This is a genomic window from Stenotrophomonas sp. YJH_SMC_133 (genome assembly GCF_059370655.1).
This window is the reverse complement of record NZ_JCAFTW010000004.1, coordinates 238,394-249,777: the sequence shown is the minus strand read 5'-3', so window position 1 is coordinate 249,777 and position 11,384 is coordinate 238,394. Positions and strand designations below refer to the sequence as shown.

The 11,384-nt window shown below is 69.8% G+C and carries 9 protein-coding genes; 2 read left to right on the top strand and 7 right to left on the bottom strand.

Going from position 1 to position 11,384, the window contains the following annotated elements; all coding sequences use genetic code 11:
- Positions 1-7 precede the first annotated feature (7 nt).
- From AC5P78_RS07705 to AC5P78_RS07695, 3 genes are all read right to left on the bottom strand, one after another.
- Entirely contained in the window at positions 8-322 is a 315-nt protein-coding gene (locus tag AC5P78_RS07705; protein ID WP_012478704.1) for an I78 family peptidase inhibitor, read from the bottom strand.
- A gap of 66 nt (positions 323-388) precedes the next feature.
- On the bottom strand, positions 389-1,411 hold the full coding sequence (locus tag AC5P78_RS07700) for a ribonuclease H-like domain-containing protein (protein ID WP_060380950.1): 1,023 nt from the start codon (positions 1,409-1,411) through the stop codon (positions 389-391).
- Complete coding sequence (locus tag AC5P78_RS07695) at positions 1,408-3,897, bottom strand: DEAD/DEAH box helicase (RefSeq protein WP_414498363.1); 2,490 nt, start codon at positions 3,895-3,897, stop codon at positions 1,408-1,410. Before AC5P78_RS07695 ends, AC5P78_RS07700 begins: the two co-directional genes overlap by 4 nt.
- Before the next feature lie 211 nt (positions 3,898-4,108).
- On the opposite strand from AC5P78_RS07695, the gene AC5P78_RS07690 reads away from it, so the two are divergent.
- Together AC5P78_RS07690 and AC5P78_RS07685 are read left to right on the top strand one after the other, a co-directional pair.
- Positions 4,109-4,627, top strand: coding sequence for a hypothetical protein (locus AC5P78_RS07690; protein ID WP_062606887.1), 519 nt, complete (start codon positions 4,109-4,111; stop codon positions 4,625-4,627).
- Positions 4,628-4,667: 40 nt separating this feature from the next.
- A complete protein-coding gene (locus AC5P78_RS07685; protein WP_414498362.1) occupies positions 4,668-5,342 on the top strand; it encodes a hypothetical protein in 675 nt (224 codons plus the stop codon).
- A gap of 59 nt (positions 5,343-5,401) precedes the next feature.
- Here the strand turns inward: AC5P78_RS07685 and AC5P78_RS07680 are convergent, their stop codons facing one another.
- The 4 genes from AC5P78_RS07680 to AC5P78_RS07665 are packed head-to-tail and all read right to left on the bottom strand — an operon-like array spanning position 5,402 to position 11,383.
- On the bottom strand, positions 5,402-7,210 hold the full coding sequence (locus tag AC5P78_RS07680; protein WP_495217178.1) for a hypothetical protein: 1,809 nt from the start codon (positions 7,208-7,210) through the stop codon (positions 5,402-5,404).
- Positions 7,207-9,372, bottom strand: a complete 2,166-nt coding sequence (locus AC5P78_RS07675; protein ID WP_414498360.1) for a hypothetical protein — start codon at positions 9,370-9,372, stop codon at positions 7,207-7,209. The genes AC5P78_RS07680 and AC5P78_RS07675 overlap by 4 nt, the downstream gene beginning before the upstream one ends.
- Complete coding sequence (locus tag AC5P78_RS07670; RefSeq protein ID WP_099561596.1) at positions 9,369-10,490, bottom strand: BatA domain-containing protein; 1,122 nt, start codon at positions 10,488-10,490, stop codon at positions 9,369-9,371. Before AC5P78_RS07670 ends, AC5P78_RS07675 begins: the two co-directional genes overlap by 4 nt.
- Positions 10,487-11,383, bottom strand: coding sequence for a DUF58 domain-containing protein (locus AC5P78_RS07665; protein WP_049395464.1), 897 nt, complete (start codon positions 11,381-11,383; stop codon positions 10,487-10,489). The genes AC5P78_RS07670 and AC5P78_RS07665 overlap by 4 nt, the downstream gene beginning before the upstream one ends.
- Between the last annotated feature and the right edge of the window lies 1 nt (position 11,384).

Sequence of the window (11,384 nt, the reverse complement as noted above, 5' to 3'; positions counted from 1 at the left end):
GGGAACATCAACCGCAGCTGGCGCGCTCGATGCGGTTCTGCGCATCCACCTGCACGGTCACGCGGTCCTGGCGGAAGTCCATGGTCACCGCCATGCCCGGCTTGACCACCCGTGCATTGCGCGCACCGCTGTCAGCCACCAGTTTCTTGATCGTGGCTTCGTCGGCGGTCCTGCCGGTGAAGGCGTCCAGCGCCTCCGGTTTGCATTCGTGCGCGGCATCGGCCACGGGCGCTGGCGCGGGATCGTGGGAGGTGCTGCTGCCGGCATGACTGCAGGCGGCCAAGGGCAGGATGGCGAGCAGGACCAGGGGATTGAGGCGCATCGTCGGGCTCCAGGCGTGGATGGTGGCGGCAGTGTCACCGCTGCCACCGTCAGGCCGCGTCAAGGCCTATTGACCGACCAGCGCCAGCGTCTCGCGCTCGCGCTGCTCCTCGTGCACCAGCCGTTGCAGCAGCAGGGCCAGGGTCACCACGTCCTGATGGTTGTGGTCGGCCACCCGGCGCAGGTTCACCGCGTCGCCGCCGCGCAGGAAGCGCAGCCATGCGCCCGGCGCTTCCGAGCCGGGCAGGTCGTCCTCGCGCACCACGCGCAGCAGCTGGCGCTCGATGGTGGACAGCCTGCAGTTCTCCCAGGTGCCGCGATAGCGGCGACGGGTGGGGTAGAGCAGGTCCACATGGTCCAGCGCGGTGATCGGATCGCGTTGGCGCGCCAGCCGGTAGCGCGCCTTCAGCAGCGGCGCATCGTAGCTGCGGCCGTTGTAGCTGCAGAACACGGTGGAGGGCTGCAGCCAACTGGCGAAGGTGGCCAGCATCGCTTCTTCCGCAGCCATGGTGGACATCAGCAGCTGGCGGATGCGCAGGCCTTCGCCACGTTGCGGGCACACGTGCCAGTCGGCCGCGCCGATCATGAAGGCACGCGTACCGGTGCCACCGGCCAAGCCGGTGGTCTCGGTATCGAAGAACAGCAGGTCGCGCGCAGCTACATGCTGGTCCTCGCGCTTGGCGAAGGCCAATGACAGCGGGGCGGTCGGGATTGGTTGCGGCTGCAGCGATTCGATCAGGAACAGGCCCGGCGCGATCTCCTCGCCGGGCAACTGACGATCCTGTGCACTGGCGCGTGCCGGCGCGGCTCCACCGCGCGAACGCAGGCCGAGCAGGCGATGCAGACCGCCCACTTCCGGCCGACGCAGCGGTGCGGGTGCCGGTGTGGAGACCGCAGCGCCGGTCGGCTTGTGGCGGATCTCCTGTTCGACCCAGGCGAACACCGAACGTTCGGCCGGTGGTTGCCGCGCATCGTTCGCGGCCACGGGTGCCGGTGGCGCAGGGGGCACGTCCGGCGCGGCCGGTGTGCTCGCCTTCGTGTCGCCGGCCTGCCTGCGCAGCAGGCGCAGCTTGTCCAGGCTCAGGCTCACGGTGCCAGCAGCTCCATCGGGTCGCGCGTGGTCACCACCACGTCGGGCACGTGCTGGCAGGCGTCGGCATCGAACAGGTCGAGCACGCGCAGCGCCAGCGCGCGCGGCGAAGTCTCATCGTCTTCCTGCGCGGCCAGCACCGGGCCCACGCAGGCCGGGCAGCCGGCCCTGCAGTCGCAGCGCTGCACCAGTTCGCGCGCGCGCTGCACCAGTTCGGCCTGGCGCTGCCACAGCGGTTCGCTGAGGCCGACGCCGCCGGGGAAGTTGTCGTACAGGTAAACGGTGGGCACGAACTCCTGCAGCAGCTCCACCCCACCGGGATCGCCCTCGCTGCCGCGCAGCTGGCCGCGGCCGCTCTGGTCGGCGATCGCGAACCAGGAACCATCGCCGTTGCCCACCGACTTCTGCAGGTCGCGCGCATCGGCCATCACCGCCACGGTGGCGACGATGTGCAGTGCATACGCGGCGCCGAGGAAGCCATCCAGCGCATCCTGCTTGCTGGCGAACGCGCGCAGCAGCAGCGCCTGCGGCAGCTGCCACCACACCGCAGTGGTGTGCAGTTCCTGGTCGGGCAGGTTCACCGGTCCGTAGCCGATGTTCTCGTGGGTGTAATACCGGATCTTCTTGTAGCCGGCCACGCGGCGCACCACGTGCACTTCGCCATGATGCGAATCGCCACGGCCGGCCACGCCGCCATCGAAACGGTCCAGCACCTTGAGCTTGGTGAAGTCGATGCTGTCGGTGTAGTAGTCCACGTGGGTGCGGGTGACGTAGGCCTTGCGCCCCTCCCAGTCCAGCGTCTCCACCTGGTACGGGGTGGACTGCACCATGTGGATGGCGCCCTCGTACAGGGTGAGCGCGGCGGCGGAATAATCGACCTCGGCGATGATCTGCTGGCGGCCATCGCTGCGGTCGACCACCACGAAGTTGCCGTCGGCCACCGCACGCAGGCTGACCGCGTTGGCCGGATAGCTGTCGGCGATCCATTCCCAGCGCTCGCCTTCGCGGTGGATCACTTCTGTCTCTGCCAGCGCTTCCAGGAACACCTCCGGATCGATCGGGCCGAAGCCATCGCCGACCCGGAACGGCAGCTCGAAGGCCGCGCAGCGGATATGGTCGAACAGGATCAGCGGCTGGTCCGGCGCGATGCGCGCGTGCTCGGGCGAGGCCTCGGCGAAGAAGTCCGGGTGGCGAACCACGTACTGGTCCAGCGGCTGCGAGCTGGCCACCATCACTCCCAGTGCGGGTTGCTGGCGGCGGCCGGCGCGGCCGAAGCGCTGCCAGGTGGCGGCCACGCTGCCGGGGTAGCCGTTGAGGATGACCACGTCCAGGCTGCCGATATCCACGCCCAGTTCCAGCGCCGACGTGCTGACGATGCCGTCGATGTTGCCGGCACGCATCGCGCGCTCGGTCTCGCGCCGCTCGGTGGGCAGGTAGCCACCGCGGTAGGCGCGGATGCGCGGCGGTTTGCGCGGGTCGTGGTCGAAGATGTCCTTCAGGTACTTGGTCAGCACTTCCACCATCAAACGTGTCTGCGCGAACACCAGGGTCTTCAGCCCGGACTTGATCGCGATGCGCGCGATGCGGTTGCTCTGTGAGCGCGCCGAGGCGCGCAGGCCCAGGTCCGGATTGATCACCGGCGGGTTCCACAACAGCACCTGTTTCGGCCCGCTGGGCGCACCGGATTCAGTGATGGCAGTCACCGGGGCCTCGATCAGCGCCTCGGCATGCGCCTGTGGGTTGCCGATGGTGGCCGAGCACAGGATGAACTGCGGTTGCACGCCGTAGAACGCGCAGATGCGCTTGAGCCGGCGCAGCACGTTGGTGACGTGGCTGCCGAACACGCCGCGGTAGGTGTGTACCTCGTCGATGACGATGTAGCGCAGGTTCTCGAAGAACTGCGCCCACTTGGTGTGATGCGGCAGGATGGCCTGGTGCAGCATGTCCGGGTTGGACACCACGATGTCGCCATGCAGGCGGATGGCCTGTCGTGCATCGCCGGGCGTGTCGCCATCGAAGGTGAAGGCCTTTACGCCCAGATCGCCGGCGCGGTTGAGTTCCAGCAGCTCGGCCACCTGGTCCTGGGCCAGTGCCTTGGTCGGGAACAGGTACAGCGCCTTGGCCTTGTCCTGCATTGCCGCGCTGACCACCGGCAGGGTGTAGCACAGCGACTTGCCGCTGGCGGTGGGGGTGACGATGGCCACGTGCTCGCCGCGCTGGCTGGCCTCCCAGGCTTCGGCCTGGTGGCTGTAGAGCTGTTCGATGCCACGCGCCTTCAGCGCAGCGGCCAGGGCAGGCGGAACTGAATCGGGAATGGGCGCATAGCGGCCTTCGCGGCGGGGAATGGCAAAGCTGCCGGTGATGCGGTCCTGGTAGCGGCGCTGCAGGCGCGCGCTGAGCAGGGCGCCGTCGCGGGCGGGCAGGCCGTCGCGCGTGGCGAGCTTCTGCTCGGCATCGGCGGTGCGCTTGGCGAGTTCGTAGGCCATGGAAGATGGAGCCGGGACGGATTGCGAGGGGTCACATGGCACCACACTCACGTCTCAGGATGTGAGACACCGCACACGGAGGGCGTGAACCGTTCAGTGCCCACGTCCCGTGGCGTCGCCGCATCTCCCCTGGCTGAACAGCTGCCAGTGCAGCAACGAAATCTGAAGCCGGCATCCGTATCCTTGGGCGCTGGACGCAACCAACAGGTGGATGGCTGTGGCACGACGTGGAACGCAGGGAGCCCTCCTGGCCGGCATGCTGCTGGCCGGCATCGCGCAGGCGCAGCAGGCCACGCCGGTGGCGGTGCCCGATCCTGCGCCCGTTCCCCCGGTGGATGCTTCGGCGGCAACCACCGCACCGATCTCCACCGCTCTGCCGCAGGACAACGTCACCACCCTCGGCGAAGTGCGTGCGCTCAAGCCGGAAGACGAGCCGCTGGATCTCTACCGCTTCAAGAACCCGGTGAAGTTCGGCGACAACCGCTTCAGCCGTGACTGGAGCGAACCGCCATCGCCGGAGCAGGTGAGCATGGGCGGCGGCTACATCATGATGGGCGTGGTCAAGGGTGTGATGGCGGCGGCCAAGGGCGTGAACAAGCTCACGGGTGGACCTTCGCAGATCCAGGCCGCCGTGGCGCGGCCGCCGCCGGAACTCAGTGCGGAACAGCAGCGGCGCGCGCTGCTGTTCTCCCAGGAACAGAATGCTGGCGACGCGCCGCCGGTGAAGTAGCCCGGTATATCCTGCCGGCTTCCCCACCAATAGTGCTGCCATGTTCCTGCGTTCGATCTGCCTGCTGGCCGCGTTGCTGCCGGCCTCCGCCTTCGCTTCCGGCATCGCCGATGACGGCGCCTGCCGCAATGGCGCGTTCCCGTCCGAACAGAGCCGGTTCGCACTGGCGCGGGTGGTCGATGCACCGCGCCTGTACCTGCTTGGCGACATGGACGGCTGCCCGGCCAAGGGCGAACCGGCCTGCCGACAGCGCAGCTATGTGGTCAACGGCGATACGGTGGTGACCGGGCGCGACCTGGGCGCTTATCGCTGCGCGTTCTTCCCGAACAGGGTGGGTGGCAGTGCCGGCTGGGTGGACCGCAGCAAGCTGCAGCCATTGCCGGTGGTTGTGCCAACGCTGCAGGACTGGTCGGGCGACTGGAAGGATGGCGACAACGGCCTGCGCATCACCGTGCAGGGTGGGCAACTGCATGTGGAGGGGGACGCCTACTGGCCCTCCGCCAACCCCACGCCGGAGCAGCGTCCCTACGGACCGAACATGGGCCAGGTGGAAGCGCGCGCCGCGCCGCGCGGTGCCGACGTCGAGTTCGTCGAGGACACCTGCAAGGTACGCGTGCATTCGCTGGGCGAGGTGCTGATCGTGGCCGACAACAGCGAATGCGGTGGCATGAACGTGCGCTTCAACGGCGTGTACCGGCGCGCGGGCTCGCGTTGAAGAACGCCTGACGGAGGGGGTCAGAGCCCTTTCGCGGGCGAAAGGGATCCGACCCCGGGTCAGCGCCGCCGTTCCAGCCACCACAGCAGCGATGCGCACAACACGAACGCCAGCCACCACGGCCAGCGTGAGCCCGGCACGGGCCGCATCACCGACGCGTTCGCCGACGTGCTGGAGGCCAACGCCTGCGTGGTCGCATCGATCATCGCCTGCCGATGCAGTGCAGCGGCGTCCTTTGGGTCGAACACATAGCGCCAGACGATACTGTCGCCATGCTGCAGGCGCTGCCAGCCTGCCTCACGGGGCCACCAGCCGGCGCAGCGCAGCGCCGACGTTGCACCATCGGCGATCAGCGCCACGCTGTCGCCACGCAGGTTGAAGGCCTGCAGCGGCGCCTGCACGCCGCACAGCGCCTGCCGCTCGCCTGCCCAGCTGATGGGCTGTGGTGACCACAGCGCATCACCGCTGCCCTGCGCGCGTGCCAGCGTGGCAACCACGTCGCTCCACAGTTCGCCGTGGCGGTCATCGCGGCTTGCCAGCACCCAGCGCCAGCTGTCGGTCAGCGGCAGCAGGCCGATGCGGCCCCTGCCGACCGCGCGCCAGCCGCCGACGGCCTGGCCGCCCCGATCGTGCAGCAGCGCGTTGCTGCCCGGCGCCTGCAACGCCAGTGCTTCCAGCGAAGGCAGCGCGGCACTGTGCGAGCTGCGGTCGGCCTCTTCGCCGTAGCCGGTCGGCAATGTGTCAGCGGCGAGCGGGCCACGGCGTGCGGCGAGGACCGCGCTTTCGCCATCGCCTGGAAGTTCGAGGGGGTGGCTGCTGCCATCACCCTGCACTGGCAGGCCCAGATCGCGAAGGCGTTGCCGCGCGCTGGCCGAAGGTGCGCCCGCACTGCGCACCAGCACGCCAAGTCCATCGCGCAGCGCCTGGCGCACGGCGGCCAGCTGGCCCGCACTCAATGCCGCCAGGCTGCGCTCGTCCAGCAGCAACAGATCGCTGCGCGTGAGCGATGCTGCATCGATCGACACCGCGCCATCGCCGATGCTGAGTCCGGCCCCGGTATCCGCCTGCACCTGCACACGGATGCCTGCATCGGCTGCCCAGCGCCGCAGGTACTTCAGCTCTGGACCCGGCGCGCCGGCGCGCACCAGCAGGCGCAGCGGTGCGGACGGCAGGGTCTGCTGCGGCACCGGTACGCTGTCCACCACATGGCCGTCGGCATCGAGCAGGCGCAGCTGGAACACGCTGCGGCCTTCGGCGCGGGCGACACCACTCAGCTGCACGCGGCCGTCGTCGGCAACGTCCGTGCGATCGACCACGCTGTCGGCCGGGTCGAGCAGTTCGGCCTTCGCCTTGGCCGCGCCACGCGCCTGTGCCTGCACGTCGAAGCGGGCACCGGGTGCGACATCGGCCGGCGGCTGCAGCGCGATCCAGCCGCGCGGCTCCGGTGCAGCCTGCCAACGCACATCCGGCGGCAGCACCGCGTCGCGGTCACGTGCGACCAGGCCCGCACCGACCAGCGTCAGCGTGGCGGCCGGATGCTGGCGCAGCGCGGTGGCCAGGTCGGGTACGCGCTGTGCGCCGGGCACATCGGCAGCTTCCGGCAACAGCAACAGCGGGCCTTCGCTGGCCGGGAGTGCGCCGGCCTTGCCCGCATCGACGCCAAGCACGACCAGCCCGCCTGCGGGTTGCTGGCGGGTGGGGGGCGCCAGGCAGAAATACAGCAGCGTGGCGACGATGATCTGCAGTGCGATCACGACCCACCGGCGGCCGGGGTGCGCAGTGTCCGCACGCGGCTGGCGCACGCTGGCGATGACCACGATCAGAGCGAGTGCCGGTGCAATCCACAGGTTCACAGCGGAGGCGTTCATGGCTGCGCCTCCAGCGCGTCGAGGTAGCGCTGGCCCATCGCATCGGCGGCACTGCGCCGCATCGCCTGTGGCAGCGGACGCTGCAGCGCCCGCCACAACTGTGCGCGCAGGCGCTGGCGGCAGTCGCCGCAGTCGGGCTCGATGCGCAGCTGCTCGATGGCCGCAGCCAGATCGAGTGCATCGGGCAGGTAGGCGGCGTTGCGCTGCTGCCAGGCCGCCAGCGCATCGAGATCCGGTGCGCCGTTGTCATCACCGAGGCGTTGCCAGGCTTCAACGATGGCCGGGTCCGGCGGGGTTCGCGCGGCCAACGGCAGTTCACGACTGGCCAGTCCGGCGCGATCACCGCCCAGCCGGCGGCTTTCATCGATGGGTGGCAGCTCCGGCCCGACCCGGGCCAGGTAGATGCGCTCGGCCTGCTGCACCTGCTTGATGAAGCCCAGCGCCTTGTAGGCAAATGGCAGCGCCTGCTCCGGGCGGCCCTGGCGCAGCTCGCCTTCGGCCGACCACATCTGATCCAGCGCGGCCTTCAACGTGGCGCGGGTCTGCGGATCGAGCAGGGTGGTCGCCTCGGCGTGGTCATGGGTGTGCCCGTATTCGGAAAGCACGTCGGTCTCGCTGCCGAACACCGGCGGGATATCTGCGTTGGCTGTACTGCCATGATCGTGGCCATGGTCGTCTTGCGCGCCGGCCTGCGCGCCATGGTCGTGTTCGTGATCGTCGTTGTGGCCGTCTGCGGTCGGCGCATCGCTGGTGGGCAGGTCGCTGGTCGGCGGCGGCTTCGGCGCACCTTCGCTTTCCTCGCCCAGGAACTGGCCGTAGCGCAGGCGCAGGATGCGCTGGTCGACACCGATCGCATCGCTGCGCTTCACGAAGTCCTCGGCGGCCAGGCTGGGTCGCTGCCGGATCAGCGCTTCGGCATCGATGATGATCTGCCGCTGGCTGCGGAAGTACGCAGGCAGGGTCTTCTTGATGCGGCCCTCGAGCTCTGCACCGAGCGCGACTTCGGCGCTGGGCAGGCGCAGGATCACGCTGCTGCTGCGCCCGGTCTGCGGCGTGGGTGCATGATTGTCGCGTACCTCCAGCTGGGCGATCACATCGTTGCCAGGCTGCGCGCCCAGCGCAGCCAGATCAAGGGTGTGGGCGAAACGCCGCGCGGTGGCTTCGCCGCTGCCGGCAAGCGTGACGCTGCGCTTTACGAAGGTGATGTTCTCACCGCTGCCCTGGGTAGTGGTGATCGACAGCGTTGCCTGCGCCGCGACACCGTAATCGTCGCTGGCCTCGAAGCGCAGTGCCCACTGCCGTTGCCCCGGCGTGCCCAGCACCAGGCTGGCCGTGGGCTCCAGTACGCGCACGCTGGGTGCACGGTCGGCCACCACATCCAGCCGATGCAGGCGGGTCTCTGCCAGCGCCGGTTCGCTCACCACGCGGTACAGCAGCGGCATACGTGCCACATCCTGCGCCTGCCACTGTCCTTCGCGCTCGCTCAGTGGCAAGCGGCGACCATCGTGGAACTGCAGCCACGCCTTGTCCGGGGCGCGATCGAAGCGCAGGGACCAGGACAGCCGGCTGTCGGCGGCAACCTTCGCATCCAGCGCATTCTGGGTGAGCGTGGCCTGGCCGGTATAGGCCGGCGCGTCGATGCGCAGGCGGGTGGACTGCAGGCGCAGCGGGCCCGCAGCAGCAGCGCTGCCAGGCACCGGCGTGCGGACAGGCACGGAGCCGGGGCCGGAACGTGGCCAGCCGAATGCCAGCACAACAATGGCCAGGCCTGCGATCCAGCACAGCGCCAATGCCCCACGCGGCCAGCGTGGACGCAGCTCCGGCATCGCGCGTTCCAGCATGGCCAGCACATGCGTGCGCTGGCGCTGCTGCAGCGGATTGAGCGTGGCGGCATCGGCGAACAGCAGATCGGCACTGTCCTCGCTGGCACCGCTGCCATCGAGCTGGCGCTGCAGCCACTGCCGGTCCAGCTGGCGGACATGCGCAGTGGCGAAGGCCGCACACGCGAGCAGACTGACCGTGCCGACGACGCAGGCGGTATCGAAGCCTGCCAGACGCAGGGCCAGCACCGTGGCGGCCAGCGCCCATGGCAGGCCCAACAGCAGGGTGATGAGCGCACGGCGGCGGCGTGCGCGTTGCCAGGCGTGCTGCAGGGTGTTCATGCGGCCACCCTGCGCCGGGCGCTGCTGGCCATCCAGCGTTCCAGCGCGAACAGCAGCACGACGGCCAGCAACAGCCAAGGCGTGGGCTCACGCAGCGGTGGTGTTGCAGCAGGCAATGCGGCCCGCTGCGGTGCCTGGTCACGTGCATCGCCCAGGCGCGGGGCCGTAGGCGGCTGCAGCGCCAGCAGCAGGGCACGTGGCAGGCGCGGATCGCGCAGCGCAGGGTTGCTGGCGGCATTCCAGCCACCCGGCAGCGCCAGCAGATAGCCGTGGCCGATGCGTTGCTGCCACAGCAGCGGTGCGCCCTCGGCATCGCGCAGCAGGATGCGGGCGCTGGCAGCAGGCTTGCCGGCAGTCATGACACGACCGCCGCCGCGCAGCCACGCCTGCCAGTTCGCCGGCAGTGCATCGCTGCGGCTCCACACGCCGATCTCGCCGCGCTCCGGCAGGGCATCCGCCGGCGGCGGAGCAAGCGGTGCCTGCACGCCCCACGCGCGCTGCAGTGCGTTCAACCAGCGCTGGGCAGTGGCCGAAGCATCGCTGTGCACGCGCAGGCGCGGCGACGTCGCGGCACTCGGTTGCGCAGTGACCGGCATCGGCTGCGTGTGCCACTGCACGTCGCGCGACAGCTGCAGGCGGGCACCATCCAGGCCGGGCAGGGGATCGGGAACGTGCACGGTCAATGCGGTGCCGACGGGCAGCTGCGCGTCCAGTTCGCGCAACAGGCTGGGCAGGGGGGCGGTTGATGCAGGTGGCGCCTGATCGATGCCGGGGAAGCCGGGTGCCAGCCAGTGCCAGTTGCGATCCTCGGCCGTTCCACGCAGGGCCGTAGCATCCAGTCCCGGCGCTACCACGGTCCATGCAGCGGGAGGCGCCGTCGGGCCAGTCAACACAGGTCGTGCCAGCAGCAGGGCCAGTGCGGCCAGCAACAGCAGGCGCACCAGCAGCAACGGCCAGTCATCGAAGCGGATGCGCTGGCGTGGCCGTATCTGCGCGCGCAGCCAGCGCAGCGCGGCGAAATCCAGTGGCGTGTACGGATGGCGGCGGGCCAGGTGGATCAGCAGCGGCAGCAACCCTGCGGCGAGCGCGGCCAGGCCGAGCGGGAACAGCAGGGTCATGCATCGCCCCCACGGCCAAACAGCGCCTGCAGCGCCTGGTCCAGCGGCTGGTCCAGCCAGCCGGTGGCACTGGCAATCCCGTTGGCCTGCAGGCGCGCATGCAATGCGCTGCGTGCGTCGGCGAAGCGCTGCAGGTAGTCAGCGCGGATCGCCGCGCCATCGCCCAGCAGTTCCTCGCCGGTCTCCGGGTCGCGGAAGCGGTGGCCGACGTCGAATGGGAAGTCGCGCTCGTCGGCGGTGAGGATCTGCAGCAGTGCCACTTCGCGGCGCGCGCTGGCCAGTTGTTCCAGCAGCACGATGCCGGCGTCGTCGAAGCCATCACCGATTGCCAGCAGCAGGTCGCCCGGGCGCACGCGCTCCCACAGCGGCCGAAGGCGATCGGCCGCAGGCCAGGCGCCGCGCGCCTGCAGGGCGTGCAGTTGCAGATGCACGCGATCACGCTGGCGCGCGCCGTTCGCCGCGGGGACCAGCTGCAGGCCATCGCCATTGATTGCCAGCAGGCCGAAACGGTCACCCTGCTGCAAGGCCAGCTCAATCACGCACGCGGCCACGCCGCGCATATGGTCCAGACGCGAGTGCTGCGGTGCCGCGCGATCCGCCTGGCCGGCCGAGGCGGTGGCATCGAGCAGCAGCCAGACCGTGATCGGGCTTTCGCGTTCGGACTCGCGCACGAAGAAGCGGTCCGAGCGTGCATACAGCTTCCAGTCGATCTGGCGGAGTTCGTCACCCGGTTCGTAGGCACGGTACTGGGCGAATTCGAGGCCGGCACCGCGGCTGCGGCTGGCGTGCTGGCCGATGCCACTGGCACCGCTGGCCAGGCGCGGCCGCAACCGCAGCAGGCGCAGGCGCGCACGCAGTTCCGGCGGCAGGGTCAACGGCGTACCTGCGTTCACG

Bases quoted from the DNA above. Each gene is read 5' to 3' on its own strand.
- AC5P78_RS07690 (WP_062606887.1), top strand. From the start codon at position 4,109: ATGGCTGTGGCACGACGTGGAACGCAGGGAGCCCTCCTGGCCGGCATG.
- AC5P78_RS07670 (WP_099561596.1), bottom strand. From the start codon at position 10,490: ATGACCCTGCTGTTCCCGCTCGGCCTGGCCGCGCTCGCCGCAGGGTTG.
- AC5P78_RS07695 (WP_414498363.1), bottom strand. From the start codon at position 3,897: ATGGCCTACGAACTCGCCAAGCGCACCGCCGATGCCGAGCAGAAGCTC.
- AC5P78_RS07680 (WP_495217178.1), bottom strand. From the start codon at position 7,210: ATGAACGCCTCCGCTGTGAACCTGTGGATTGCACCGGCACTCGCTCTG.
- AC5P78_RS07685 (WP_414498362.1), top strand. From the start codon at position 4,668: ATGTTCCTGCGTTCGATCTGCCTGCTGGCCGCGTTGCTGCCGGCCTCC.
- AC5P78_RS07675 (WP_414498360.1), bottom strand. From the start codon at position 9,372: ATGAACACCCTGCAGCACGCCTGGCAACGCGCACGCCGCCGCCGTGCG.
- AC5P78_RS07705 (WP_012478704.1), bottom strand. From the start codon at position 322: ATGCGCCTCAATCCCCTGGTCCTGCTCGCCATCCTGCCCTTGGCCGCC.